Origin of the sequence: Streptomyces sp. NPDC051183, from assembly GCF_040682455.1 — a bacterium.
In the GTDB taxonomy this organism is placed as follows: Bacteria; Actinomycetota; Actinomycetes; order Streptomycetales; family Streptomycetaceae; genus Streptomyces.
This window is the reverse complement of sequence record NZ_JBFBBA010000007.1, coordinates 167539-193856: the sequence shown is the minus strand read 5'-3', so window position 1 is coordinate 193856 and position 26318 is coordinate 167539. Positions and strand designations below refer to the sequence as shown.

Below are 26318 nucleotides of genomic sequence, written 5' to 3'. Positions count from 1 at the left end.
CTTAGGTAATCCTAAGTTTCTGGGGAGTCAGGGGAAACGCCGTGGCAGAAGGACGCGTCCGCAAAGTCGGCACCGCAGTCGTCATGCGCACCGAGCGGCTGACGCCGCACATGGTGCGGATCGTGCTGGGCGGTGAGGGGCTGGCCGGTTTCGGCGCGGGCGAGTTCACCGACCACTACGTCAAGCTGCTGTTCGCCGCCGACGGCGTCCGCTACGCCGAGCCCTGGGACCTGGAGCAGATCCGCTCGGCGCACCCGCGCGAGGAGTGGCCGCGCCAGCGGGCGTACACGGTGCGCTGCTGGGACCCGGCCCACCTGGAGCTGACCCTGGACTTCGTGGTCCACGGGGACGAGGGCCTGGCCGGCCCCTGGGCCGCCCGCGCCCAGCCGGGTGAAGTCGTACGCTTCCTCGGCCCGGGCGGGGCGTACGCCCCGGAGCCGAAGGCCGGCTGGCACCTCCTCGTCGGCGACGAGAGCGCGCTGCCGGCGATCGGCGCGACGCTGGAGCGGATGCCGGTCGGGGCCGAGGTGCACGCGTTCGTGGAGGTCGAGGGCCCGCGCGACGAGCAGAAGATCGCCACCCCGTGCGGGATCGTCCCCGTCTGGATCCACCGCGGCTCCCGCCCGATCGGCGAGGCCCTGGTGGAAGCCGTGACCTCCATGGAGTTCCCCTCGGCGGACGTGCACGCCTTCGTCCACGGCGAGGCGGGCTTCGTGAAGGAGCTCCGCCGCCACCTGCGCGTGGAGCGCGGCATCCCCCGCGAGCGCCTGTCCATCTCGGGCTACTGGCGCCTGGGCGAGACGGACGAGGGCTGGCGCGCGATCAAGCGCGACTGGAACGCCGCGGTCGAGGCCGAACAGGAACGTCTCTCCACGCACTGATCCGCGGACCGGCGGACCTCCAGCTCGGCGGCGGCTCCCTCGACGGGCAGCAGATCGTCCCCGCCGACACCCTGGCCCGCACGCACCTGCCGCAGATCGTGTCGCAGCCGACCACCGCCGGCCGCCCCACGGTCTTCTACGGGCTCGGCTGGAACGTCTTCTACGACGAGGCCGGCCGGCTGCGCCTGAGCCACTCCGGCGCCTTCGAGCTCGGCGCCAACACCCACGTCACGATGCTCCCGCTGGAGCGGCTCGGCATCGTCGTGCTGACCAACGGCGCCCCGGTCGGCCTCGCCGACGCCGTGGCGCTGGACTTCTTCGACACGGCCGAACACGGCAAGCCGACCGCGGACTGGCTGGCCCTGGCCGGCGCCCTGTACGCGCAGATGGAGACCGCGGGACGCTCCCCCACCGACTACGCGCACCCGCCGTCGGGTGCGAAGCCGCCCCAGGACGACTCGGCGTACACCGGCACCTACGACAACCCCTACTACGGCAGGCTCACCGTGGCGAAGGGCGCCGACGGCGTCCTCACCCTCTCCCTCGGCCCGAAGCCGATGCGCTTCCCGCTGACCCACTACGACGGCAACACCTTCAGCTTCGAGACCGCGGGCGAGAACGCGGTGGGCCGCACCGGGGTGGTCTTCGCCGACGGCACCGTCCGCGTGGAGTACCTGGACGGCAACCACCTGGGCACCTTCACCCAGAAGTAGCCGCATAGCCTGGACCCGATGAAACGCCACAAGCGCGCCCCCGAGTCGCCCCTCCCCCAGATCGCCGGCATCGACCCGGTCCGCCTGCGCCTGCCCGGCGATCCGGACGGGACGTGGCCCGATCTCGGCGCCTGGCTCACCGCGCGCTACGCCGGCACCCGCGGCGCCGAGTCCATGGCCCACCTGCTGGCCACGGGCCGGGTGCTGGGGGCCGGCGGCCGGGTGCTGCACGCGCGGGACCCGTACGAGCCCGGCGCCTACCTGTGGTTCCACCGGGACATGCCGCAGGAGCCGGCCGTGCCGTTCCCGATCCCCGTCGTCCACCGCGACGCCCATCTGCTGGTGGTCGACAAGCCGCACTTCCTGGCCACGACCCCGCGCGGCAGCCACGTCTTCCAGACGGCCCTGGCGCGGCTGCGCCAGGAGCTGGACCTGCCCGAGCTCAGCCCGGCGCACCGGCTGGACCGGCTGACCGCGGGACTGGTGATGTTCAGCATCCGCCCCGAGGACCGCGGCGCGTACCAGACGCTGTTCCAGGAGCGGCGGATCAGCAAGGAGTACGAGGCGCTCGCGGCCCTGGACCCCGGGCTCGCCGCGCCCCGAACGGTCCGCAGCCACATCGAGAAGGTGCGCGGGGTCATCGCCGCGGTGGAGGTCCCGGGCGCCGAGCCGAACGCGGAGAGCGTGGTCGAACTCACCGGGGCCAAGGGCGCCCTGGGGCGCTACCGGCTGGTCCCGCACACCGGCCGGACCCACCAGCTGCGGGTGCACATGAACGGCCTGGGCCTGCCGATCCTCGGCGACCCGGTCTACCCGCGGGTCACCGACCCGGCGCCGCAGGACTACCGCCGCCCGCTGCAACTGCTGGCCAAGGTCCTGGAGTTCACCGATCCCGTCACCGGTACGGCGCACCGCTTCGAGAGCGGCCGCACCCTCCAGGCCTGGAACGACCCGGAGGCCTGGGAGGCCGGTCGGGCCGGTTAGGGGGTGTCTGGCGGATCATGGCCGGGCCCGGCCCGCCTGGCACCCCCTAGCCCGGCCGGGCAGCCTGCGCCGGCGGGGAGGGCCGGCCCACGCCCGCGATCCGCAGCGCCGCGTCGGCGGTGGCCTCCGCGAAGGCAGCCACCGGCCGCGCCGGATCGGCGCGGTGTATCAGCATGACGCCCTCGATGAGCCCGAAGACGAGGTCGTTGCGCAGCGCCAGCCCGGCCCGGTCCCCCGCCAGTTCGCCCCCGGCGGGAGTGGCGTCGAGCAACGTCCGGTAGACGTCCTTCAGTTCGAGGCGCATCCGGCGGAACTGGATGAACCGCGCGCCGCCCACCTCGGGCAGGAGGTAGAGGGCGCCCAGGTTGTACGGCCCCCCGCACAGCAGCAGCACGTCGGAGCGGCACAGCTCCCAGAGCCGCTCGGCCGCGGAGCGCTGCGGTTCGGCGAGCAGCCGGCGGGCCAGTACCAGCGAGGGGGCGACCGTGGACTCCAGGAGTTCGGCGAGGAGTTCCTCCTTGCCGCCGAAGTAGTGGTACATCGTGGCCTGGCGCATTCCGGCCCGTTCGGCCACCGCCCGCGTGGTGGTGGCCGCGTACCCTTTGACGGTGAACAGCTCGGCCGCCGCGCAGAGGAGTTCCTCGCGCGGCGGCCGGCCACTGTCCGGTCTCAGCTGATCGGCACGCGGCCGACCGACCCGTCTCGCACCCTCGCCCGCTCCCCCGCTCATGGGCTCGATCGTCGCACAGCGCACGCCGAATCGATCATGGCAAGAGATGAGATCCGGCCATCCCAATCTTCGGAGGAAGCCCCAAGAGGGCCTATCCGACCGAGCTGTAGGCCACTACGCCCCGAAGCAGCGCGTCCACGGCCTTACGGGCATTTCGCGCCACCGTGCTCCCGCCCTCCGAAGACGGCGGAGCCGAGGAGGACGGTGCCGCGGCGGCCACCTGCCCCAGCACGTCGATGACCTGCTTGCACCAGCGCACGAAGTCGCCGGCCGGCATCTCCGCCTCGCGCAGCACCTCGTCCAGGCTCTTGTCGGAGGCCCACTGGTACGCCGCCCACGCGAAGCCCAGGTCCGGCTCGCGCTGGCCCACGCCCTCCGCCTGGTTGATGCGGTGCTCCTCCTCCAGCGCGTCGAGCCGGCCCCAGATGCGGACCATCTCGCCGAGCGCCTCCTTCGCCGCGCCGCCGGGCACCTTCGGGGCGACCGCGTCGTCGGACTGGCGCGCCTCGAAGACCAGCGCCGAGACGCAGGCGGCCAGTTCGGCCGGGCTCAGGCCCTCCCAGACACCGGCGCGCAGGCACTCCGACGCCAGCAGGTCGAGCTCGCCGTACAGCCGGGCAAGGCGCCGGCCGTGCTCGGTCACCTCGTCCTCGCGCAGGTAGTCCAGTTCGGTCAGCAGCGCGTGGATCCGGTCGAAGGTGCGGGCGATGGTGTTCGTCCGCCCCTCGATGCGCCGCTCCAGCTGCTGCGTGTCCCGCTTGAGCCGGTGGTATCGCTCCGCCCAGCGGGCGTGGTCCTCGCGCTCGTCGCAGCCGTGGCAGGGGTGCGCCCGCAGCGCCGCGCGCAGCCGGGTGATCTCCCGGTCGTCGGCGGCCGCCGCCCGGCCGCGCTTGTGCCGGTCGGGCGCGATGTGCCCGGCCTTGGCGCGCAGCTGGGAGGCCAGGTCCCGACGGGACTGCGGCGAACGGGCGTTGAACGTCTTGGGGATCCGCATCCGCTCGATGGCCTCGACCGGGACCGGGAAATCGATCGCGGCGAGCCGCTTGACCTGCCGCTCGGCGGTGAGCACCAGCGGGCGCGGGCCCTCGGTGTACTCGTGCCCGCGGTGCCCGTTGGACCGCCCCGCCGGCACACCCGGGTCCAGGACCAGCGCGAGCCCGGCGAACTTGCCGGTCGGCACGTGGATGACGTCGCCCGGCTTGAGCTTCTCCAGCGAACCGGCCGCCTGCACCCGCCGCTGCGCCGCACCCTGCTTGGCCAGGTCGGTCTCGCGGTCCTTGAGGTCGCGGCGCAGCTGCGCGTACTCCTCGAAGTTGCCGAGGTGGCAGGTCATGCCCTCCCGGTAGCCCTCCAGGCCCTCCTCGTTGCGCTGCACCTGGCGGGAGATCCCGACGACCGAGCGGTCGGCCTGGAACTGCGCGAAGGAGGTCTCCAGCAGCTCGCGCGAGCGGTGCCGCCCGAACTGCTGCACGAGGTTGACGGCCATGTTGTACGAGGGCTTGAAGCTGGAGCGCAGCGGATACGTACGGGTGCCCGCGAGCCCGGCGAGCGCCGCCGGGTCCATGCCGCGCTGCCACAGCACGACGGCGTGGCCCTCGACGTCGATGCCGCGCCGCCCGGCCCGGCCGGTGAGCTGCGTGTACTCGCCGGGGGTGATGTCGGCGTGCTGTTCGCCGTTCCACTTGACCAGCTTCTCCAGGATCACCGTCCGCGCGGGCATGTTGATGCCCAGCGCGAGGGTCTCGGTGGCGAAGACGGCCTTGACGAGGCCGCGTACGAACAGCTCCTCGACGACCTCCTTGAAGGTGGGGAGCATGCCCGCGTGGTGCGCGGCGATGCCCCGCTCCAGCCCTTCGAGCCACTCGTAGTACCCCAGGACGTGCAGGTCCTCGGTGGGGATGGAGGCGGTCCGCTCCTCGACGATCTCGCGCACCTTCAGCCGAGCGGAGTCGTCGTTGAGCCGCAGGCCCGCGAACAGGCACTGCTGGACGGCGGCTTCGCAGCCGGCCCGGCTGAAGATGAAGTTGATGGCGGGCAGCAGCCCGTCGTTGTCCAGGCGGGCGATGACCTCGGGGCGGCCCGGGGTCCAGATCCGGCTGCGGGAGCGCCGCTCGCGCTCGCGGTCGGCCTCGCGGACCATCTTGCCGCGCCGCCGGTCCTTCGGGTTGTACGTCCGGGTGTTCTCCTCGCGCGCCATCCGCAGCAGGTCGGGGTTGACCTCCCGGCGGGCGGAGCCGCGGCCGCCGTGGTCGGACTCCTCCTCGAAGAGGTCGTAGATCCGCCGGCCGGCCATGACGTGCTGCCACAGCGGTACGGGCCGCTCCTCGGAGACGATCACCTCGGTGTCGCCGCGCACCGTGTCCAGCCAGTCGCCGAACTCCTCGGCGTTGGAGACGGTGGCGGAGAGGGAGACCAGGGTCACCGACTCGGGGAGGTGGATGATCACTTCCTCCCAGACGGCTCCGCGGAACCGGTCGGAGAGGTAGTGCACCTCGTCCATCACGACGTAGCCGAGACCGCGCAGCGACTGCGAGCCCGCGTACAGCATGTTGCGGAGCACCTCGGTGGTCATCACGACCACGGGCGCCTCGGAGTTGACGCTGTTGTCGCCCGTCAGCAGGCCGACCTTGTCGGCGCCGTAGCGCTTGACGAGGTCGGCGTACTTCTGGTTCGACAGGGCCTTGATGGGCGTCGTGTAGAAGCACTTGCGGCCCTGCCGGAGGGCAAGGTGCACGGCGAACTCGCCGACGATCGTCTTGCCCGAGCCGGTCGGGGCGGCCACCAGCACGCCCTTGTCGGCCTCCAGTGCCTTGCAGGCCTCGACCTGATAGGGGTCCAGGTCGAAGTCGTACAGCTCGCGGAAGGGGGCCAGGGCGGTGGCCTCTTCGGCGGCGCGGATCCGGGCAGCGGCGTACCGCTCGGCGGGGGAGAGTTCTTCGGTCATCTTGGTATCGAGCCTACCCGTCACCTCTGACAACAGTCGCGATCATTTAAGTGAGCAGGCGCAGCGCCCCGGGTACGCACTCGGCGGTCACCGGCAGCGGCCCGAGCGGCTCGCCGTCCGCGTAGGCGGTGATCCCGGCGGCCTCCAGGGTCACCTTCGCCGCACGGTGGACGGTCACCTTCGGGTGGCTGAGGTGGGTCCCCTTGTAGACCTGCGGGAAGACCTTGAGGAGGGTGGCGCGGCTGCAGTCGCCGACGACCGTGATGTCGAACAGGCCGTCGTCGGGGACGGCGTCGGCGCAGATGCGCATCCCGCCGCCGTAGGAGGACCCGTTGCCGACGGCCACCAGCGTGGCCTCGGTCTCGATCACCGCGCCGTCGTCCAGGGTGATCCGGTACGGGAAGGGCTTGAAGGCGGCCAGCTCCGCGACCATGGCCAGGTCGTACTTGAACCGGCCCGCCGGCAGCCGCATCCGGTTGCCCCGGTCGTTGACCCGCGAGTCGAAACCGGAGCACAGCACGGTCCCGTACCACTTGCCGGCCGCACGCCCCAGGTCGATCTCCCGGATCCGGCTCTCCTTGAGCGCCTCTGCGGCCAGCCGGCCCGCCTGCGCGGGTTCCCGTACGGGCAGGCCGAGCGAGCGGGCGAAGTCGTTGCCGGTGCCCACCGCGACCACTCCGAGCGGCACCAGCGTCCCGGCCAGCGCCTGGAGGGCGAGGGAGACCATGCCGTCGCCGCCGACCGCGATCACCGCCCCGGTGCCCTCGCGCACGGCGGTCCGCAGCCGGGCCAGCGCGTCCTCGGCGTCGGCGCCGACGACCGTCCGTACGCAGAAACCCGCGGCCCGGAGAGCGGAAGCGGCCGGCTGCGCGGCGTGCGCGCCCCGGCCGCGTCCCGCGGTGGGATTGACGAAGAGGGTGATCTCAGCGCTCACCCACCGGAATGTACCTGTCAGGTCGCGTCGTCGTAACCGTTGATCCGGTGCCGGCCCCCGTCGGCCTGCTCGGGCAGCGCGCCGGGCGCCGCCACCGTCTCGACGTCGCCGAGGTCGGAGGGGGTCAGGTCGAGCTGCGAGGCCTCGTCGTCGTCGAGGCCGGCGTCGGGGTTGTTGCGCTTGCGCCTGCGGTCGTTGAGGAGGCACACGCCCAGCGCGAAGAAGTACAGGGCCACGATCGGCGAGGCCAGGGTCAGCATGGTGATCGGATCGCCGGTGGGCGTGGCGAAGGCGGCGAAGACCGTGATGCCGAGGACCATGGCGCGCCACCAGCCGGCGAGGCGCTTGGCGGTGAGGACGCCGGTGAAGTTCAGCAGCACCAGCATCAGAGGCAGCTCGAAGGCGATGCCGAAGACCACGACCATGCGCGTGACCAGGTCGAGGTAGTCGTCGACCGGCAGCAGGTTCTTGACGTGGTCGGGCGTGAAGCCGAGGAGGATCTCCGCCGTCTGGGGCAGGATCTTGTACGCGAGCACGGCGCCGGTCAGGAACAGCGGCGCGCCGACCGCGACGAAGCTCAGCGCGTACTTCTTCTCGCTCCTGTGCAGGCCCGGGGCGGCGAACGCCCACAGCTGGTAGAGCCAGACCGGGGCCGAGAGCACGATGCCGGCGGACAGGCCGACCTTCAGCGCGATGGAGAACGGCGCGGTCAGACCGCTGGTGGTCATCTCGGCGCAGGGCGCGCCGTTGCGCTGGACCGTGGCGCCGTTGACGCAGCCGACGGAGCTGAGCATGGGCTCCAGCAGGAAGTCGATGATCGGCCGGTAGTAGACCGCCGCCACGATGGTGATGACGAGAATCGCCAGTACCGACTTCAGCAGGCGGTTTCTCAGCTCACGCAGGTGCTCGACGAGAGGCATCCGCCCTTCGGCGTCCTTCGCCTTCTGGTCCTGCTTCCCCTGCTTGCGGGCAGACTTGAGCAACCCACGTCCCTTGTCTCGTTGCAGATGACTGGCGCGCCGTGACCGGCCGTTGTCAGCTCTTGGTGGTGTGGTTCGGCTCGCTCACCGGGCGGGCGCTGGTGACGTCACCGGGCGCGGCCTGGATGGTGCGGGGGGCGGCCGGCTGCTGCGGGGCGGCGTCGGCGACCGGGGCCGCGGCGGCGTCGTCGGCCTCGCCGTCCTTCTTCATCGCCTTGGCCTCGCTCTTGAGGATGCGGGCGGACTTCCCGAGCGAGCGGGCCATGTCGGGGAGCTTCTTGGCGCCGAACAGCAGCACGATGACAGCGATGATCAGAAGGATCTCAAGGGGCTTCAGATTGCCGATCATGTGTGTCTTCCTTCTCACCGAAACGGCTGGTTGTGGTGGCCAGGCGGCCCGGATCCAAGATCCGGCGGCCGCTCTGACAAGGATCGTAACCCCCGGGGGTTAACGCCAGGCAATCCCCCGGGGTCTCCCCGCTTGCGCGGCAGTCCGACAGTACGACTGTTGTCCCACCATTGCTACGGCCGTGCGGCCCGGCCCGCGCGCGCCAGGTCTCCCGCCGCCCGCTCCAGGTCGCCGGAGGCGTCCGTGATCCGGCGGCTGGCCTCCGCGACCTGCGTCGACAGCCGCCGCACCTCCACGAACACCCGCACCGCGAGGACGGCGAGGACGGCGAGCCCGAGGAAGCCCAGGGCAATTGCGAGCATCGGCCACAGCATGGGAAGAGCCTAGGCCACCACCCGTCTCAGATGCTGCGCAGGGTGCTCACGCCGCCACCGGTCAGCAGCTCCACGATGCGCTCACCGGCCGGTTTGCGTACGGAGGCACCGCACTCGGGGCAGGTGAAGGAGTAGAAGGTGGTGCGCCTGCTGCCGCCGATGGCCAGGCGCAGGGCGCCCGCGTCCAGCTCGAAGCGGGCTCGGCAGTCGGGACAGGCCGCCTTGAAGGCGACCGGTGTCCCGGATGTCCCTGGTGTCCCGGACGTTGGCGACATCGCTCGGCGCTCCCCTCAGCCCTGTTCCCCGTATCCCGCCAGTGCTTCCCGCGCCGCCTGCCGGGCGCTGTCCGCCAGCTCCACCGGCGCCACGATGCGCCCCTCGCGGCCCAGGCGCAGCGCGAGCCGGCGCAGCGAGGCCGGGTCCGGGCTGCGCAGGGTGATGCGCAGCCCGCCGTCGGCGAGCTCCTCGGCGCTGTCGTGCGGGTAGTACTCGGCCACCCAGCGCCCGCCCGGACCCACCTCGACCACGACCTCCGGGTCCTCGGCGGCCGGCTGGACGAGCCCCTCGGACAGGTCGCGCGGCTCGATGGCGGGCGGGTCGGCCCGCTCGTCGAGCAGCCTGATCTCGGCCACCCGGTCGAGGCGGAAGGTGCGCCGGGCCTCGGAGAGGTGGCACCACCCCTCCATGTAGGTGTGCCCCACCGCGAAGAGCCTGATCGGGTCGACCGTGCGCTCGGTGAGCTCGTCGCGCGCGGGCGAGTAGTAGCGCAGCCACAGCCGGCGGCGCTCGGCGATGGCCCGGTCCACGTCGGCGAAGACCCCGCCCTCGGACTCGAAGGTCACCGACAGCCGGGCGCTGGCCCCGGCGACCTCGCCCGCGGCGGCCTCCAGCTTGGCGGTGGCCCGCAGCAGCGCGTCCCGGTCGCTCTCGCGCAGGCCGGGCAGGGTGGCCACGGCGCGGGCGGCGACCAGCAGCGCGGTCGCCTCGTCGGCGGCCAGCCGCAGCGGCTCGGCGGTGGACTCCCCCGAGGCGTCGGGATTGCGCCACCAGATGCGCTCCCCGTCGGTGTCGATGTCGAGCAGGTCCCCGCCGCGGAAGCTGGTCCCGCACATGGGCAGCACGTCGAGGTCCGAGATCAGCTCGTCCTCGGTGATCCCGAAGGCGCGGGCGACGTCGGCGACGTGTGCGCCGGGGCGCTCGCGCAGGTACGTCACCAGGGACAGCATCCGGCGCGTCTGGTCGATGGCGTTGGCAGCCATGCTGGTACGTCTCCCCCTCAGGGCATTGCTACTGATGTTGCGGTCGGGTCAGCCCTTGGCGACGGCGCGGAGCCGGTCCACCACGTCGGCCCGCAGGTCGGCGGGGTCCAGCACCACGACGTCCGGGCCGAACTCCACCAGCCAGGCGTCCAGTCCGTGCCCGTAGGGGATCTCCAGCTCGTCCCAGCCGTCGCCGCCCTCGCGCACGGCCGTGGCCTTCGCCCGCAGCGGGTAGCCCGCGCCGGCGCGCAGCCGGATGACCGCGGAGCGGTCGGCGCTCTCCCCGGCCCAGCTCGCCACGGTCTCCCGTACGGTCACCACGTCCGGGACCTCGGCGGTGTACTTGGCGGCGCGGGACTTGACCTTGCCGGTGATCCGGGACAGCCGGAACACGCGCTCCGCCCCGCGGTCGCGGTCGTATCCGGCCAGGTACCAGTGGCCGCGCCAGCATTCCAGCGCCCACGGCTCGACCTGGCGGGTCTCGGGGCGGGCGGCGGTGGACTTGCGGTAGTCGAAGACCACCGGCCGGCGGTCCCGGCAGGCCAGCATCAGCGGCTCGAAGGCCGCCTCGTGGACCGGGATGCGCGGCTCGATGGCGCTGTGCTGGCCCTCGTACGGGTCGCCGGCCTCGGGCATCCCGCCCGCGCGCAGCTTCTGCAGGGCGCCGCTGGCCGCACCGGCGAGGCGGGCCTGCTGCCAGACCTTGGCCGCGAGCCCGAGGGCGGCGGCCTCCTCGGCGTCGAGGGACACGGGCGGCAGCCGGTTGCTGTCACGGCGGGCCAGGTAGCCCGTCTCCCCCTCCAGGTTCTCCACCGTCTCGATGACCAGGCCGAGTTCGCGCAGATCGTCCTTGTCCCGCTCGAACATGCGGTTGAAGGACTCGTCGTTGCCGGCCTCCATGTAGGCCTCGATGGAACCGCGCAGTTCGCGCTTGCTGAGCGGCCGGCGGGTCCCCAGCAGACACAACGCCAGATTCATCAGCCGCTCGGCCTTGGCAATCGCCATCGACGCCAGTCCCCCGTTGCTCGACGTACACACTCGTGACCGTTGACCGTACCGCCCCGGCGGTCTCCGGCAAAAGCGAGGGGCCCCCGCCGGACGGCGGGGGCCCCTGCACCGATCGCGGATGTCCGGATCAGCCGACCTTGACCAGGTCGCAGACGAAGATCAGCGTCTCGCCCGGGGCGATCGCACTGCCCGCGCCGCGGTCGCCGTAGGCGAGGTCCGCGGGGATCACGAGCTTGCGGCGGCCGCCGACCTTCATGCCCTGGACACCCTGGTCCCAGCCGGAGATGACCTGGCCGACACCGAGCTGGAACTGCAGCGCGGAGCCGCGGTTCCAGGAGGCGTCGAACTCCTCGCCGGTGGAGAAGGCCACGCCCACGTAGTGGACGGAAACCCGGTCGCCGGCCTTGGCCTCGGCGCCGTCGCCCACCCAGATGTCTTCCACCACGAGGTCCTTGGGGGCCTCGCCACCGGGGAAGTCGATCTCGGGCTTCTCGAGCTTGTCGCTCACGGAACTGCTCCTCATACGTACGAAACGGTCAACCGGAACAGTCTTACACCACGGCGAGGATGTCGAGGCTGAAGACCAGGGTCGAGTTGGCCGGGATGGTGCCCTGCTCCTTGTCGCCGAAGCCCTGGTCCGGCGGGATGACCAGCAGGATGCGGCTGCCGACCTTCTTGCCGACCAGGCCGTCCTTCAGGCCCTTGACCGAGAGCTGCTCCATCGGCCAGGTCACCGTCGTGTCCGACGTGTACGTGCTCTCGAAGGTCTTGTCGTCCTTCCACGTCTTGCCGTTGAACTTGACCACGACGTTGTCGGTGTCCTTGACGACCGCGCCGTCACCCTCCAGGACGTAGTCCGAGACCAGCTTGGCCGGCGGGGTCACGTCCTTCGGGACGGCCACGGAGACTTCCTTGCCGTCCGTGTTCGTGCCGACCTTGGGCAGGTCCTTGTTGTCCTGCGGGACCTCCTTGCCCGTGGCGGAGGCCGGGATGGTGGTGCCCTTGACGATGTCCACGACGAACACCAGCGTGGCGTTCGGCTTGATCTTGTCGCCCGAGCCCTTGTCGCCGTAACCGAGGGCCGGCGGGATCACCAGCTCCAGACGGCTGCCGACCTTCTTGCCCTCCAGGCCCTGGTCCCAGCCCTTGATGACCTGGCCGGCACCGATGGTGACCTCGAACGGCTTGCCCTTGCCGAAGCTGGCGTCGAAGGGCTCCTTGCCGTCCCACACCTGGCCGGAGTAGTTGACCTGGGCGACGTCGCCCTTCTTCAGCACCGGGCCGGTGCCCTCGCTGATGGTCTCCACCTTCAGTTCCTTGGGCGGTTCGCCGGACCCCTTGGACAGGGTGGGCGTCTCCCCGAACTTGGCGCCCTTCGTGATCGCGGGCACCCCGTTCTTCATCTGGGCGGAGTCGGAGCCGCTGTCGCCACAGGCTGCTGTCGACAGCAGCAGAAGGGGTACGACAAGCAGGCCGGCAAGTCGGCGCACGTGTTCCTCAGATCTCAGACGGCTGGACGGTCGTCGCCACTCTAAGCCGTGCGCAGGGCCTCGTACGAGATCCGTACGAGGCCCTGGGCCAGATCAGTGCGATGTCACATCGCGCCACGTGCGCACCACCACCGGCGCCCTACATCCCGGCGATGAGCTTCTCCACCCGGTCGTCCACCGAACGGAACGGGTCCTTGCACAGCACCGTGCGCTGCGCCTGGTCGTTCAGCTTCAGGTGCACCCAGTCGACCGTGAAGTCCCGGCGCTGCTCCTGGGCCCGCCGGATGAAGTCCCCGCGCAGCCGCGCCCTCGTGGTCTGCGGGGGCACCGACTTGCCCTCGAAGATCTTCAGGTCGTTGCAGATCCGCGCCGCCTGCCCCTTGCGCTCCAGCAAGTAGTACAAGCCGCGCCGCCGGTGGATGTCGTGGTACGCGAGGTCTATCTGAGCCACCCGCGGGTTGGACATCGTCATGTTGTGCTTCGCCCGGTACCGCTCGATCAGCTGGTACTTCATCACCCAGTCGATCTCGGTGCCGATCCGGTCCAGGTCCTCCGCGTCGATCGCGTCGAGGGTCCGGCCCCACAGCTCCAGCACCTGGTCCACCACACCGGTCCGGATGCCCCGGCGCTCGGCGAAGTCCACCGCCTTGTCGTAGTACTCCCGCTGGATCTCCAGCGCCGAGGCCTCCCGGCCGCTCGCCAGACGCACCTTGCGCTGACCGGTGATGTCGTGGCTGACCTCGCGGATCGCCCGGATCGGGTTCTCCAGCGTCAGGTCACGCATCACCGTGCCCGCCTCGATCATGCGCAGCACCAGGTCGGTGGCCCCGACCTTGAGCAGCATGGTCGTCTCCGACATGTTCGAGTCGCCCACGATGACGTGCAGCCGGCGGTAGCGCTCCGCATCCGCGTGCGGCTCGTCCCGGGTGTTGATGATCGGCCGGGAACGGGTCGTCGCGGAGCTGACGCCCTCCCAGATGTGCTCGGCCCGCTGGCTCACGCAGTAGACCGCACCCCGGGGCGTCTGCAGCACCTTGCCCGCGCCGCAGATCAACTGCCGCGTGACGAGGAACGGAATCAGGATGTCCGCGAGGCGGGAGAATTCTCCGTGCCGGGCCACCAGGTAGTTCTCGTGGCAGCCGTAGGAGTTGCCCGCCGAGTCGGTGTTGTTCTTGAAGAGGTATACGTCGCCCGCGATTCCCTCCTCGTGCAGGCGGCGTTCGGCATCGACGAGCAGGCCTTCGAGAATGCGCTCGCCGGCCTTGTCGTGCGTGACCAGTTCGGTCACGTTGTCGCATTCGGGAGTTGCATATTCCGGATGCGAACCCACGTCGAGGTAGAGGCGGGCGCCGTTCCGCAGGAAGACATTGCTACTGCGGCCCCATGACACAACACGGCGGAAGAGGTAGCGCGCCACTTCGTCAGGAGACAGTCGGCGCTGTCCCCTGAACGTGCACGTGACGCCGTACTCGTTCTCCAGCCCGAAAATGCGGCGGTCCATGACTGAACATTACGCCTTCTGCCCTCTTCTGAAACCGGGTTCGCCAGTGCCGTTTCGATCAATTGCCGACGAGCCGGTCCGACGGCACCCCTGACACACCCTCCGGCGAACCCGCCACCGCACGACTGCGACCCGCCGTCGCCAGCACCCTCTGAGTGGCCGTCAGCACCCCCAGCGCCGCCACCCCGGCAACACTCGCCACCGCGAAGCTCGTCGCCGTACTGCCCAGCTCCACGGCCGGCCCGGCCGCCGCCGTACCGATCGACGCCCCCACCCCGAAGAACGTCACCAGCCAGGAGAACGCCTCCGTGACCGTGCCCGCCGGAGCGTGCCGGTCCACCACGATGAACGCACACGCCAGCGCCGGCGCCAGGAACACACCCGACAGCGCCGCCAGCACCGACATCGCCACCGGACCCGGCGTCAGCATCAGCGGCAGGTAACCCAGCGCGAGCATCGCCACCAGCATCCGCAACCGCCGCTCGGGCGCACCGGCCCACTGCCGCGCACCGTAGACCACCCCGCCGATCAGCGCGCCCAGCCCCAGCGACGCCATCAGCCACCCGTACACCGCCTGGTTCCCGTGATCGTCCGCGTACGCCACGGCGGCCACCGCGATCGAACCCAGCGCCATGCCCACGAAGAAGAAGGCACCCAGCAGCGCCAGCAGCCCCTTGGAGCGCAGCGCACCCAGCCAGTGGGCCTCGCGCGGCGCCGACCGCCAGGTGCGCGAGGGCTCGCTGACCACGACCGACAGGGCGCCCAGCACCCCGATCGCGTTCAGGGCCAGCAGGGCCCCGGCCGGCGACCACAGCGACACGAACAGCGTCACCAGCAGCGGACCGACCGTGAACATGACCTCCTGCGCCACCGCGTCCATCGCGTACGCCGCGTGCACCCGCTCCTCACGGCCGCCCAGCACCCCCGGCCACAGCGCCCGCAGCCCGCCCTCCAGCGGAGGCGTGAACAGCCCGGCGATCACCACCGCCGCATAGGCCGGCAGCGCCGACCCCGTACCCGCCAGAGCCAGCCACACCATGCCCAGCGCGGACACCACCGCCGCCGGCAGCTGCACCCGCGGCTGCCCGTACAGATCCACGGCCCGCCCCAGCAGCGGCTGCCCGATCGCGTTGGCCAGCCCGTACGAGGCGGCCAGCGCCCCCGCGAGGCTGTAGCTGCCGCCCTCGGACCGCGTGAACAGCACGATGGCGATGGCCGCCGTGCCGTTGGGCAGCCGGCCTATGAGCGTGCCCACCAGCAGCCTAGCGGCGTGCCGGGTCCTGAGCAGCTCCGCGTATCCCGCGGCCATGTCCGCCCCCTTCTGCCCGGATCCGACCGGGGTAATACGTATAACCTGACCCGTCATACGTACCATGGCCGCAGGCCGCCGGTCCACCCGACGACCCCCCGACACCCCCTGACCACGCGCTTCGGGAGCCCCCTGTGACCAGACCCACCAGCCGCGACGTCGCCACCGCCGCCGGGGTCTCCCAGGCCACCGTCTCCCTCGTCCTCGGCGACAAATGGCACGGCCGCGTCTCCGAACGCACCGCCACCCACGTCCGCGAAACCGCCACCCGCCTCGGCTACCGCCCCAACCTCGCCGCCCGCAACCTGCGCCTCGGCTCCACCCGCACCGCCCTCCTCGTCGTCCCCGCCCTCACCAACGAGTTCTTCGCCCGCGTCTACACCGGCGCCGCCCGCATCGCCGCCGAACACGGCTTCGGCGTCGTCCTCTACCCCTCCCCCGACGGCACCGGCCCCGCCCGCGACCCCTTCGCCTCCGCCCGCGCCGCACTCGACGGAGTCATCGCCTCATCCATGGCCGCCCGAGCCCTCGAAGCCATCGGCGGCGACGGACTCCCCCTCGTCATGCTCGACAGCGACCCCGCCTCCGACCGCGCCGCCGCCCACGTCAACCTCGCCGTCGCCGACGGCATGCGCCAGGTCACCGAACACCTCCACGCCCTCGGCCACCACCGCTTCCTCCACCTCGCCTCCGACATCGACACCTGGACCTTCCAAGCCCGCGCCCAAGCCCTCACCGCCCTCCTGGGCCCCCACGCCGACCTGCGCACCGTACGGTCCCCCCTCAGCGTCGACAGCGCCCGTACGGCCATGGAGAGCGCCCTGGCGACCCCCGGAACCCGACCCACCGCCGTCATCTGCGACGACGACATCCTCGCCGCCGGCGCCTGCAAGGCCGCCCGCCGCCTCGGCCTGCGCGTCCCCGACGACCTCTCCGTCACCGGCTTCGACGACCTCGCCCTCGCCACCGCCGTCGAACCCGAACTCACCACCGTCCGCCTCCCCGCCGAACGCATCGGCGAACAAGGCATGACCGCACTCCTCGCCGTCCTCGAAGGCACCCCCTGGACCGCCCCCGACATCCCCGTCCAACTCGTCGTCCGCGGCTCCACCGGCCCCGCCCGCTGACACGACGAAGCCCCGGCCCGCCGAAAACGGCAGACCGGGGCCATCACCGGACAGGACCTACCCGGCCTCGTCCTCCGGAGCCTCGTCGTTCGACACGGCATCCGCCTGCACGGCCGCCGGAACGTCCGCCTCCAGCAGCCGCGACAGCTGCCGGCCCCGGATCCGCTTGAACTTCCGCTGCTGCGCACGCGTCCGGTCCAGCACCGCGACCTCCAGCCGCTCGGCCGGAATCGCCTTGTCCGCACCGTTCGCCTGGCTCGACAGCGCCTGCACCGCCAGCTTCAACGCCTCGGACAGGGTCATCCCGTCCTGGTGACGCTGGTCGAGGAACGTGCTGATCTGCTCGGCATTGCCACCCACCGCGACGGACCCGTGCTCGTCCACGATCGACCCGTCGTGCGGCAGCCGATAGATCTGGTCGCCCGCGGCGGTCGCCCCGACCTCGGCGACGACCAGCTCCACCTCGTACGGCTTCTCACCGGCACTCGAAAAGATCGTGCCGAGGGTCTGCGCGTACACGTTCGCCAGCCCACGGGCCGTCACATCGTCACGGTCGTAGGTGTAACCGCGCAGATCGGCATAGCGCACGCCACCGATCCGCAGGTTCTCGTACTCGTTGTACTTGCCGGCGGCCGCGAAGCCGATCCGGTCGTAGATCTCGCTGAACTTGTGCAGCGCGCGGGACGGGTTCTCGCCGACGAACACGATGCCGTCGGCGTACTGCAGCACGACGAGGCTGCGACCGCGGGCGATGCCCTTCCGGGCGTATTCCGCCCGGTCGGCCATGGCCTGCTGGGGTGACACATAGAACGGAGTCGACACCGGCTGTCCGTCCCTTTCTTCTGGGCTCCTGAGGAACGGCGGATGGTCAGAGGAGGGCGGCGCGCGGACCGTCGGGCTGCTCCAGCCGGCGGTCGGTCACCTTGCGGGCGAGGTCCTGCGACTGATCGTCGGTCAGCCTGCGGAAGCCCTCGTCGGTGATGACGGTGACGATCGGGTAGATGTGCCGGTACAGGTCCGGCCCACCCGTCGCCGAGTCGTCGTCCGCGGCGTCGAACAGCGCCTGGACGACCAGCGTGGTGGCCTGCTCCTCCGTCAGGTCGGGGCGGTAGAGCTTCTTCATCGAGCCGCGCGCGAAGATCGAGCCGGAACCGGTGGCGGCGAAGCCGTGCTCCTCGGAGCGGCCGCCGGTCACGTCGTAGGAGAAGATCCGGCCCTTCTCCTTGCCCTCGTCGTAACCCGCGAAGAGCGGTACGACGGCCAGCCCCTGCATCGCCATGCCCAGATTGCTCCGGATCATGGTCGAGAGCCGGTTGGCCTTGCCCTCCAGGGAGAGCGTCGCGCCCTCCACCTTCTCGAAGTGCTCCAGCTCCAGCTGGAACAGCTTGACCATCTCCACGGCCAGGCCGGCCGTACCGGCGATGCCCACCGCGGAGTACTCGTCCGCCGGGAACACCTTCTCGATGTCCCGCTGCGCGATCATGTTCCCCATGGTCGCGCGCCGGTCACCGGCGAGCACGACCCCGCCGGGGAAGGTGGCGGCCACGATGGTCGTCCCGTGCGGCGCCTCGATGACCCCGTCGGGCAGCTTGCGGTTGCCCGGCAGCATCTCGGGCGAGTGCGCGCCCAGGAAGTCCATGAAGGACGACGACCCCGGCGTCAGGAAGGCTGCCGGTAGACGCCCTGTGCTACGAGTGTTGGGTTCCACAGGTTTCCTTCCACGTAAGCGGCTGCACGCCGTATGACGTCCGGCCGATCCTTGAACTGCCCCAAGGCTGCGTTATAGCTGAAGCACAGTACGCCTCGGACCTTACCCGTCTGATGATCGTGGTCCACATGCTCCGCCAGAGCTTCTTGGCAGATCGCGCAGACCCCGCCCTGAGCGGCGATCATCCCGTCGCGCTGAGCCTCGGTGATGCCGTAGGCACGCTTGAGATGCCCCGCCCTCCCGCGCGCCGCCTTACACGGCTTGCAGCAAGTCGCCAGCCCGTCAGGTGCGGTTGCGTTCTTGTGCCACTCGGTGTGGGGCTTGACCTCCCCGCAGGACCGGCATTGTTTCGAACCCGGCGGCACCTCTGCCCGCACCCAGACCGACTTCCCCTTGGCGGCCTGTCGGCGTCGGTAGTGCTCCGCCCCGTACTCGGCGACGCATGAGCGACATCGGGCCTGCAGGCCGTCCTTGGTAGAGCGGTTCGCAGCAAACGCACTGAGCGGCTGCTGCCGACCACATCCACGACACGGCTTCGATTCCGTAGACATGGCACTAGCCCATCAGGGCCACCTTCATTTCGAAGGAAAATGCCCCTACTGGCCACCCTTTTGAACGAAGCTTCGAACAAAATCCTCGGCATTCTCTTCGAGCACATCATCGATTTCGTCCAGGACGGAGTCGACGTCGTCGGAGAGCTTTTCCTGGCGCTCCTTGAGGTCGGTCGATTCCTCGACCGCCGCCTCCTCGACCTCCTCGGTCGAGCGCTGCGCCTTCTGCTGTCCGCCGCCGGTGTCCTTGGTCGCCATGTCTACCTCACCCCGCTCGGTTCGCACGCTCACGTCGAGAGATCCCGCGAATTCGGGATCCCTCAAGATCAGACCCTACGTCGGACCCTACAAGGAGGGCCCGGCATCCGTCCCCGTACTTTCATTAACGTCCGGCTGTCTTCATGATTCCCGGGCCGGAGGCCTTTCAGCCCCGCTCAGCGCCCCGAAAGCACCCGCACCAGGTCCTCCGCCGTGCGGCAGCGGTCCAGGAGCTCCTTGACGTGGGCACGGGTCCCCCGCAGCGGCTCCATCGTCGGGACCCGCTGGAGCGAGTCGTGCCCCGGCAGGTCGAAGATCACCGAGTCCCACGAGGCCGCGGCCACGTCATCGGCGTACTGCTCCAGGCAGCGGCCCCGGAAGTACGCCCGGGTGTCCTCCGGCGGCTTGCTCTGGGCCCGCTCGACCGCCGGCTCCTCCAGCAGCCGCCGCATCTTGCCGCGGGCCACCAGGCGGTTGTACAGCCCCTTCTCGGGCCGTACGTCCGCGTACTGGAGGTCCACCAGGTGCAGACGGGCCGCGTCCCAGCCGAGTCCGTCGCGCCTCCGGTAGCCCTCCAGGATCTCCCGCTTCGCGATCCAGTCCAGCTCTCCCGACAGGCTCATCGGGTCGCTCTCCAGCCGGCCCAGTACGTCCTCCCAGCGGGCCAGCACGTCCTTGGTCTGCTCGTCCGCGTCGGAGCCGAAACGCTCCTCCACGTACTTCCTGGCCAGCTCGAAGTACTCCATCTGCAGTTGCACGGCGGTCAGTGTCCGCCCGCTGCGCAGCGTGATCAGGTGGTGGAGGTCCGGGTCGTGGGAGACCTGGTGCAGGGTGCGCACCGGCTGGTCCACGGCCAGGTCGACGTTGATGAACCCGTCCTCGATCATGGACAGGACCAGGGCCGTCGTGCCGAGCTTGAGGTAGGTGGAGATCTCGGAGAGGTTGGCGTCGCCGATGATCACGTGGAGGCGGCGGTACTTCTCCGCGTCCGAGTGCGGTTCGTCGCGCGTGTTGATGATGGGCCGCTTGAGGGTGGTCTCCAGTCCCACCTCGACCTCGAAGTAGTCCGCGCGCTGGCTGATCTGGAAGCCGTGCTCGCGTCCGTCCTGGCCGATGCCCACGCGTCCGGCGCCGGTGACGACCTGGCGCGAGACGAAGAAGGGGGTGAGGTGGCGCACGATGTCCGAGAAGGGGGTCTCCCGCTTCATCAGGTAGTTCTCGTGCGTGCCGTAGGAGGCGCCCTTGTTGTCGGTGTTGTTCTTGTAGAGGTGGATCGGCTGGGCGCCGGGCAGTTGTGCCGCCCGTACGGCCGCCTCGGCCATGATCCGTTCGCCGGCCTTGTCCCAGAGCACGGCGTCCAGTGGATTGGTGACCTCCGGCGAGCTGTACTCGGGGTGCGCGTGGTCGACGTAGAGGCGTGCGCCGTTGGTGAGGATCACATTGGCGAGGCCGATGTCCTCGTCGGTGAGCTGGCTGTTGTCGGCGGCCTCGCGGGCGAGGTCGAAGCCGCGGGCGTCCCGTAGTGGATTCTCTTCCTCGAAGTCCCAGCGGGCGCGTCGCGCCCGGTGCATCGCCGCCGCGTAGGCGTTGACGATCTGGGACGAGGTGAGCATGGCATTGGCGTTCGGGTGCCCGGGGACGGAGATCCCGTACTCCGTCTCGATCCCCATTACTCGCCGTACGGTCATGCGGCCCTCCTTGCCCGGCGGCGCTCCCGTTCGGGAGCGGCGCTCAAGTACCGCTGGTGCTCCGGTGCGTCTGGTGCGGTGCCCGTCCCCGCACTGCGCGACCGGCGGTACGGAAGAGCCTAGAACCACTCCGCGCTGGTGGGGAGATCATTTCAGTCATTGCCTTTGCCCTGTCACCGGCTGAAAAAGGCAGTCGGTAAAGCAGTCGGCTGCGGGTGCCCCGGCCGGGGCACCCGCAGCCGCCCGGCTTCGTCAGAGGTACTGACCGGTGTTGGCCACCGTGTCGATGGAGCGTCCGGTGTCCGCGCCCTGCTTTCCGGTGACGAGCGTGCGGATGAATACGATCCGCTCGCCCTTCTTGCCGGAGATTCGGGCCCAGTCGTCGGGGTTGGTGGTGTTCGGCAGGTCCTCGTTCTCCTTGAACTCGTCCACGCAGGCCTGGAGGAGGTGGGAGACGCGGAGGCCCTTCTGGTTGTGCTCGAGGAAGGCCTTGATCGCCATCTTCTTCGCACGGTCCACGATGTTCTGGATCATCGCGCCCGAGTTGAAGTCCTTGAAGTAGAGGACTTCCTTGTCGCCATTGGCGTACGTGACCTCGAGGAAGCGGTTTTCCTCGGTTTCGGCGTACATCTGCTCGACGACGGTCTGGATCATGCTGTGGACGGTGCCGGCCGCGGAGCCCGAGTGCTCGGACAGGTCGTCCGTGTGCAGGGGCAGCGAGACCTTGAGGTACTTCGCGAAGATGTCCTTCGCGGCCTCGGCGTCCGGGCGCTCGATCTTGATCTTCACGTCGAGTCGGCCGGGGCGCAGGATGGCCGGGTCGATCATGTCCTCGCGGTTGGAGGCGCCGATGACGATGACGTTCTCCAGGCCTTCCACGCCGTCGATCTCGGCGAGCAGCTGGGGGACGATGGTGTTCTCCACGTCCGAGCTGACTCCGGATCCGCGGGTGCGGAAGAGGGATTCCATCTCGTCGAAGAAGACGATGACGGGGGTGCCCTCGCTCGCCTTCTCCCGGGCACGCTGGAAGACGAGGCGGATGTGCCGCTCGGTCTCGCCGACGTACTTGTTGAGGAGTTCGGGGCCCTTGATGTTCAGGAAGTAGGACTTCCCGGCGGGCTGGCCGGTCACCTCGGCGACCTTCTTGGCAAGGGAGTTGGCGACGGCCTTGGCGATGAGCGTCTTGCCGCAGCCGGGCGGGCCGTAGAGCAGGATGCCCTTCGGGGGCCGCAGTTCGTGTTCCTTGAAGAGGTCGGGGTAGAGGTACGGGAGCTCGACGGCGTCGCGGATCAGCTCGATCTGGTCGCCCAGGCCGCCGATCTTGTCGTAGTCGATGTCGGGGACCTCTTCGAGGACGAGGTCCTCGACCTCGCTCTTGGGGACGATCTCGTAGACGTAGCCGGAGCGGGGTTCGAGCAGCAGGGAGTCGCCGGGGCGGATGGTGACGTCCAGGAGCGGCTCGGCCAGCCTCACCACCCTCTCCTCGTCGGTGTGCCCGACCACCAGGGCGCGCTCGCCGTCCTCGAGGATCTCCTTGAGGGTGACGATGTCCCCGGCCCGCTCGAATTCCATGGCCTCGACCACGTTGAGCGCTTCGTTGAGCATGACCTCCTGGCCGCGCCGGAGGTCTTCCGGTTCGACGCTGGGGCTGACGTTCACGCGGAGCTTCCGGCCGCCGGTGAAGATGTCGACGGTGCCGTCCTCGTTCGCCTGAAGGAAGACACCGAAGCCGGCCGGCGGCTGTGCGAGCCGGTCGACTTCCTCCTTGAGGGCCACGATCTGGTCGCGGGCTTCGCGGAGGGTATTGGCCAGGCGCTCGTTTTGTGCGGAGACGCCGGCCAGGTTTGTCTGGAGCTCGACGATCCGCTCTTCGAGAATCCTCGTGTGTCGCGGAGAGTCGGCGAGCTTACGTCGCAGGACGGCGATTTCCTGCTCGAGATAGGCAACCTGACCGGCGGGGTCCTCAGACCCTCGCCCCGGCCGGATGCCGCGGTTGATGTCGTCGTCGTGGGCTGCCACGGTCCTCACCTCCTCCAAGGGGAGCTGGACGCTTCCTGACCCTACCTGGGCTGGTGGTGATTGAAACCCCTAGATCACAAAGACGGTAGAGGTGTGTCCGATCTTCACCCTTGCGTACTCCCTCACGCCAAGGAAATACCCACCCATCAACATCGGAAAGCAGCCGGTTGTAAGGTCGAACTGTTCAACACCCGCCGGAGCTCGCGCGACTTGCTGCGAGTTGTGTGCGGGATGGATCACTCAGGGCAGGGAAGTGCAGGAGATATGACCGTGCAGCAGGAGGCTCCCACGAGCGGTCCCGGCGGGGCCGGAGAACCGCTCGAGGTGTGGATCGACCAGGACCTCTGCACCGGTGACGGCATCTGCGTGCAGTACGCCCCGGAGGTGTTCGAGCTGGACATCGACGGTCTGGCGTACGTGAAGAGCGCCGACGACGAGCTGCTGCAGGAGGCGGGGGCGAGCACTCCGGTTCCGCTGGTCCTGCTCCAGGACGTGGTGGACTCGGCGAAGGAATGCCCGGGTGACTGTATTCACGTAAGGCGCGTTTCGGACAGGGTCGAGGTCTTCGGTCCCGACGCGGAGTGACGGTTCAAACACTTCCGGGGCCGGAGTCCGTAAGCTCCTGGCGGAATTTCCCGCCGCTCCAGAGCCACTTGGCGAGCTGTTTCTTGTCGGGGCAGCAGCGCGGGACCTCGGGTCCGGAGTAGCCGAGGAGACTCGCGGTGACGGTCCGGTCGCGGATCGTGAGGTCGGTGGCGGTCTGGCGCCGGGCGGTGTCGAGCAGGGTGGCGACGACGCGTGGCGGGGCGCCTTCGGCCTTGTCGCGGGTGAGTACGTAGATCGCGTGCGGCGGGGTTCCGGAGCCGGCTTCGCAGCGGACGGCGGCGACCGTCTCGGGGCGGCCGTCGCCGTCGAGATCGCCTTCGGCGGTGGCCGTGACGGTCTGCGGGGCGCCCTTGCAGTCCAGGGGGTAGGTGACGGCGTGCGCGTCGGGTGCGGTGGCCCGGGGGCCGCTGTGGGGCCCCGCGGGGGCTCCGGTGGCCGCTTCGGGCTGGAGGAGTCCCGCGCCGGCTATGACGGCGGCCATGGCGGAGGCCGTGGCGAGCCAGTGGATGGGCCGGGCGTGGTTGTGCGCCAGGGTTTCCAGGGTGGGCGTCAGCTCGGCGGGGCTGTGCAGCACGCGGGGTGTCTCCTGTGCGAAGGGTGACGGGGAGCCAGCATCGTGCCACACCTCACACGGAGGTGGAACGGCCGGGTCCGCAGCCGGCGGCCCGGCTTCCCGGACAACGAAAAGGCGCTGTGGCGCAGTTCCCGGATCGTGCGGGGAACTGCGCCACAGCGCCTTCGTGTTGGGTGGGCCGGTCCGGCGGACGGGCCCGGTGGGGCGGCTACGCGGAGCGGTCGCTGCCGGGGCCCTCGTAGTCCTCGCCGTAGGCGCCCTTGGAGGGGCGGCGGCGGCGCATGGGGGGCTCGACGCCGTCGGCGAGGCGGCGGGCGGTGACGAGGAAGCCGGTGTGTCCGATCATCCGGTGGTCGGGGCGGACGGCCAGGCCCTCGACGTGCCAGTTGCGGATCATCGATTCCCAGGGCTGCGGCTCGGCGTAGCATCCGAACTCGCGGATGGACTCGACGGTGCGCGAGAGCTGGGTGGTGGTGGCCACGTAGCAGCACAGGATGCCGCCGGGGACGAGCGCCTTGGAGACGGCCTCCAGGCATTCCCAGGGGGCGAGCATGTCGAGGATCACGCGGTCGACGTCGGTGTCGGACAGGTTGTCCTGGAGGTCGCCGACGGTCAGCTGCCACGCGGGGTGCGGGCCTCCGAAGTAGCGCTCGACGTTGGCGGTGGCGATCTCGGCGAAGTCCGCGCGGCGCTCGTAGCTGTGGAGCATGCCCTGGTCGCCGATGGCGCGCAGCAGGAAGCTGCTCAGGGAGCCGGAGCCCACACCTGCTTCCACGACGCGGGCGCCGGGGAAGATGTCGGCGAAGGCCAGGATCTGGCCCGCGTCCTTGGGGTAGACCACGGCGGCACCGCGGGGCATGGACAGGACATAGTCGGGGAGCAGGGGGCGCAGCGCGAGGTACGCGACGTTGCCCGTGGTACGGACAACACTGCCCTCGGGAGCGCCGATCAGCTCGTCGTGCGGGAAGGAACCCTTGTGGGTGTGGAAATTCTTCCCGGCTTCGAGCGTGAACGTGTAGTGGCGGCCCTTGGGGTCGGTGAGCTGAACCTGGTCCCCGACCTCGAAGGGCCCGCGTCGGCGGGCGGCACCGGTCGGTTCGGACATGTGACCAGTGTATTGGCTTCAGGACTGGGGCCGCGCCATGGCCTTCACGAAGGCCTTTTCGACGTCCTGGGTGGAGAGCACGCCGTAGATCTGGCCGCCGGTTTCGAGGACGAGGTATTCGGTGGCGGGGGTGGCGCGGAGGTGGTCGAGGAGTTCTTCGCCGGTGAGCTCGGCGGAGACCTTCATGCCGTCGGTGAGGTCCTGGGCGAGGGTGCTGACGGCGACCCAGGGGCGTCGGTGTTCGGGTACGGAGGCGATGGCGGTCTCGCGGACGATGGCGGTGGGGTCGCCGTGGCCGTCGACGACGACGAGGGCGCGGGCTCCGGCTTCGTTGGCGCGGCGCAGGGCCTCGGAGAGCGGGGTGGTGTTCTCGACGGGGATGGCGCGGCGGGTGAGAGTGCGGGCGCGCAGTTCGGGGAGGTGTTCGCGCAGGCGGGCCATGCGCAGGCTGTTGCCGGCGCCGGTCCAGATGATGGCGGCGAGGATCGCTGCGAGCAGGGCGTCCATGACGGTGTCCATGCCGCCGATGTCCTGGGCGGGGTTGCCGAGGATCCCGGTGTGGGTCAGGAGGGGCAGGCCGAGGAGGACGGTGACGGCGAGGCCGCGGCCGACCCAGGCGGCGGCGATGGTGCCGGTCATGGGTTTGCCGGTGATGCCCCAGATGACGGCGCGGAGCATGCGGCCTCCGTCGAGGGGGAGGCCCGGGAGCAGGTTGAAGGCGGCGACGAGGAGGTTGGAGATCATCAGGCCGGCGAGGAGGACGCCGGGGACGGTGGCCGGGTCGACGGCTTTCATGCCGAGGTAGAAGGCGCCGGCGAGGAGGAGGGAGAGCAGGGGGCCGACGAAGGCGAGGACGAATTCGCGGCCGGGGGTCTCGGATTCCTTCTCGATCTCGGAGACTCCGCCGAAGAACTGGAGCTGGATGCGGCGCACGGGGAGTTTGAAGCGGAGTGCGGCGACGGTGTGGGCGAGTTCGTGGACGAGGACGGAGGCGTAGAAGGCGACGGCGAAGAAGAGGGAGACGAGGTAGCGGGCCGGTCCGAGGTCGGGCAGGATCCGGTCGAGCTGGTCGCCGAAGACCCAGGTGATGAGGGCGGCTACCAGGAACCAGCTGGGCGAGACGTAGACGGGTACGCCGAAGGGGCGGCCCATGAGGAGTCCGCCGCCCGGTCCGGAGCGCCGGTCTGCGCGCTCGCCGGTTTCGTCGGTGTCTGCCACGGTTGTCC

At 70.2% G+C, this 26318-nt stretch carries 25 protein-coding genes and 3 pseudogenes; 6 read left to right on the top strand and 22 right to left on the bottom strand.

The window, feature by feature from the left end:
- Positions 1 to 83 precede the first annotated feature (83 nt).
- The 4 genes and pseudogenes from AB0M99_RS08705 to AB0M99_RS08690 all read left to right on the top strand — a co-directional run.
- Positions 84 to 785, top strand: a pseudogene (locus AB0M99_RS08705) (siderophore-interacting protein); the annotation flags it as partial.
- A pseudogene (locus tag AB0M99_RS08700) lies at positions 746 to 1105 on the top strand (hypothetical protein); the annotation flags it as partial. The pseudogenes AB0M99_RS08705 and AB0M99_RS08700, both read left to right, overlap by 40 nt.
- Positions 1106 to 1114: 9 nt before the next feature.
- Positions 1115 to 1594, top strand: coding sequence for a DUF3471 domain-containing protein (locus tag AB0M99_RS08695; protein WP_365918116.1), 480 nt, complete (start codon positions 1115 to 1117; stop codon positions 1592 to 1594).
- Between the two features lie 18 nt (positions 1595 to 1612).
- Entirely contained in the window at positions 1613 to 2578 is a 966-nt protein-coding gene (locus tag AB0M99_RS08690; RefSeq protein WP_365918023.1) for a pseudouridine synthase, read from the top strand.
- A 46-nt stretch (positions 2579 to 2624) separates the two neighbouring features.
- Here the strand turns inward: AB0M99_RS08690 and AB0M99_RS08685 are convergent, their stop codons facing one another.
- The 13 genes and pseudogenes from AB0M99_RS08685 to AB0M99_RS08625 all read right to left on the bottom strand — a co-directional run bounded on the left by AB0M99_RS08685 (position 2625) and on the right by AB0M99_RS08625 (position 15456).
- Positions 2625 to 3308: a helix-turn-helix domain-containing protein gene (locus AB0M99_RS08685; RefSeq protein WP_365918021.1), complete on the bottom strand. Its 684-nt coding sequence runs from the start codon at positions 3306 to 3308 to the stop codon at positions 2625 to 2627.
- A 91-nt stretch (positions 3309 to 3399) separates the two neighbouring features.
- Positions 3400 to 6252, bottom strand: a complete 2853-nt coding sequence (locus AB0M99_RS08680; protein WP_365918019.1) for a DEAD/DEAH box helicase — start codon at positions 6250 to 6252, stop codon at positions 3400 to 3402.
- 46 nt (positions 6253 to 6298) lie between these two features.
- Entirely contained in the window at positions 6299 to 7186 is an 888-nt protein-coding gene (locus tag AB0M99_RS08675; RefSeq protein WP_365918017.1) for a diacylglycerol kinase, read from the bottom strand.
- Positions 7187 to 7203: 17 nt separating this feature from the next.
- The gene (gene tatC / locus AB0M99_RS08670) at positions 7204 to 8169 is read right to left on the bottom strand and encodes a twin-arginine translocase subunit TatC (protein WP_365918015.1); all 966 of its coding nucleotides are present in this window, start codon (positions 8167 to 8169) and stop codon (positions 7204 to 7206) included.
- A gap of 52 nt (positions 8170 to 8221) precedes the next feature.
- Entirely contained in the window at positions 8222 to 8515 is a 294-nt protein-coding gene (gene tatA, locus AB0M99_RS08665) for a Sec-independent protein translocase subunit TatA (RefSeq protein ID WP_365918013.1), read from the bottom strand.
- A gap of 173 nt (positions 8516 to 8688) precedes the next feature.
- Entirely contained in the window at positions 8689 to 8889 is a 201-nt protein-coding gene (locus AB0M99_RS08660; RefSeq protein ID WP_365918011.1) for a hypothetical protein, read from the bottom strand.
- 26 nt (positions 8890 to 8915) lie between these two features.
- Positions 8916 to 9164 carry a hypothetical protein gene (locus AB0M99_RS08655; protein WP_365918009.1) on the bottom strand — a complete coding sequence of 83 codons (249 nt, stop codon included), beginning with the start codon at positions 9162 to 9164 and terminating at the stop codon, positions 8916 to 8918.
- Between the two features lie 15 nt (positions 9165 to 9179).
- The gene (locus AB0M99_RS08650; RefSeq protein WP_365918007.1) at positions 9180 to 10148 is read right to left on the bottom strand and encodes a WYL domain-containing protein; all 969 of its coding nucleotides are present in this window, start codon (positions 10146 to 10148) and stop codon (positions 9180 to 9182) included.
- Between the two features lie 48 nt (positions 10149 to 10196).
- Positions 10197 to 11153: a WYL domain-containing protein gene (locus tag AB0M99_RS08645; RefSeq protein ID WP_365918005.1), complete on the bottom strand. Its 957-nt coding sequence runs from the start codon at positions 11151 to 11153 to the stop codon at positions 10197 to 10199.
- A gap of 130 nt (positions 11154 to 11283) precedes the next feature.
- Entirely contained in the window at positions 11284 to 11679 is a 396-nt protein-coding gene (locus AB0M99_RS08640; protein ID WP_365918003.1) for an FKBP-type peptidyl-prolyl cis-trans isomerase, read from the bottom strand.
- 28 nt (positions 11680 to 11707) lie between these two features.
- The gene (locus AB0M99_RS08635; protein WP_365918001.1) at positions 11708 to 12646 is read right to left on the bottom strand and encodes an FKBP-type peptidyl-prolyl cis-trans isomerase; all 939 of its coding nucleotides are present in this window, start codon (positions 12644 to 12646) and stop codon (positions 11708 to 11710) included.
- Between the two features lie 139 nt (positions 12647 to 12785).
- Positions 12786 to 14147 carry a Pup--protein ligase gene (pafA, locus tag AB0M99_RS08630; RefSeq protein WP_030016332.1) on the bottom strand — a complete coding sequence of 454 codons (1362 nt, stop codon included), beginning with the start codon at positions 14145 to 14147 and terminating at the stop codon, positions 12786 to 12788.
- A 9-nt stretch (positions 14148 to 14156) separates the two neighbouring features.
- Positions 14157 to 15456, bottom strand: a pseudogene (locus AB0M99_RS08625) (MFS transporter).
- A 134-nt stretch (positions 15457 to 15590) separates the two neighbouring features.
- Between AB0M99_RS08625 and AB0M99_RS08620 the strand changes: the two are divergent.
- Positions 15591 to 16583, top strand: coding sequence for a LacI family DNA-binding transcriptional regulator (locus AB0M99_RS08620; RefSeq protein ID WP_365917999.1), 993 nt, complete (start codon positions 15591 to 15593; stop codon positions 16581 to 16583).
- Between the two features lie 57 nt (positions 16584 to 16640).
- Here the strand turns inward: AB0M99_RS08620 and prcA are convergent, their stop codons facing one another.
- The 6 genes from prcA to arc all read right to left on the bottom strand — a co-directional run bounded on the left by prcA (position 16641) and on the right by arc (position 22807).
- A complete protein-coding gene (prcA, locus tag AB0M99_RS08615; protein ID WP_365917997.1) occupies positions 16641 to 17405 on the bottom strand; it encodes a proteasome subunit alpha in 765 nt (254 codons plus the stop codon).
- A gap of 46 nt (positions 17406 to 17451) precedes the next feature.
- Positions 17452 to 18291 (bottom strand): proteasome subunit beta, encoded by an 840-nt coding sequence (gene prcB / locus AB0M99_RS08610; protein WP_365917995.1) that lies wholly within the window; start codon positions 18289 to 18291, stop codon positions 17452 to 17454.
- Complete coding sequence (locus tag AB0M99_RS08605) at positions 18243 to 18842, bottom strand: endonuclease VII domain-containing protein (RefSeq protein ID WP_365917993.1); 600 nt, start codon at positions 18840 to 18842, stop codon at positions 18243 to 18245. The genes prcB and AB0M99_RS08605 overlap by 49 nt, the downstream gene beginning before the upstream one ends.
- Before the next feature lie 45 nt (positions 18843 to 18887).
- Complete coding sequence (locus tag AB0M99_RS08600) at positions 18888 to 19100, bottom strand: ubiquitin-like protein Pup (RefSeq protein WP_133898495.1); 213 nt, start codon at positions 19098 to 19100, stop codon at positions 18888 to 18890.
- 176 nt (positions 19101 to 19276) lie between these two features.
- Positions 19277 to 20788, bottom strand: coding sequence for a depupylase/deamidase Dop (gene dop / locus AB0M99_RS08595; protein WP_365917991.1), 1512 nt, complete (start codon positions 20786 to 20788; stop codon positions 19277 to 19279).
- A gap of 252 nt (positions 20789 to 21040) precedes the next feature.
- Complete coding sequence (arc, locus tag AB0M99_RS08590; protein ID WP_365917989.1) at positions 21041 to 22807, bottom strand: proteasome ATPase; 1767 nt, start codon at positions 22805 to 22807, stop codon at positions 21041 to 21043.
- Between the two features lie 264 nt (positions 22808 to 23071).
- Here arc and AB0M99_RS08585 point away from each other — a divergent pair, with 264 nt between their 5' ends.
- Positions 23072 to 23392: a ferredoxin gene (locus AB0M99_RS08585; RefSeq protein ID WP_365917987.1), complete on the top strand. Its 321-nt coding sequence runs from the start codon at positions 23072 to 23074 to the stop codon at positions 23390 to 23392.
- A gap of 4 nt (positions 23393 to 23396) precedes the next feature.
- Here AB0M99_RS08585 and AB0M99_RS08580 read toward each other — a convergent pair whose 3' ends face one another.
- The 3 genes from AB0M99_RS08580 to AB0M99_RS08570 form a co-directional block, all read right to left on the bottom strand.
- The gene (locus AB0M99_RS08580; RefSeq protein ID WP_365918113.1) at positions 23397 to 23894 is read right to left on the bottom strand and encodes a hypothetical protein; all 498 of its coding nucleotides are present in this window, start codon (positions 23892 to 23894) and stop codon (positions 23397 to 23399) included.
- A 301-nt stretch (positions 23895 to 24195) separates the two neighbouring features.
- The gene (locus AB0M99_RS08575) at positions 24196 to 25092 is read right to left on the bottom strand and encodes a tRNA (adenine-N1)-methyltransferase (protein WP_007263187.1); all 897 of its coding nucleotides are present in this window, start codon (positions 25090 to 25092) and stop codon (positions 24196 to 24198) included.
- An 18-nt stretch (positions 25093 to 25110) separates the two neighbouring features.
- Positions 25111 to 26310, bottom strand: a complete 1200-nt coding sequence (locus AB0M99_RS08570; RefSeq protein WP_365917985.1) for a site-2 protease family protein — start codon at positions 26308 to 26310, stop codon at positions 25111 to 25113.
- Positions 26311 to 26318: the final 8 nt, after the last annotated feature.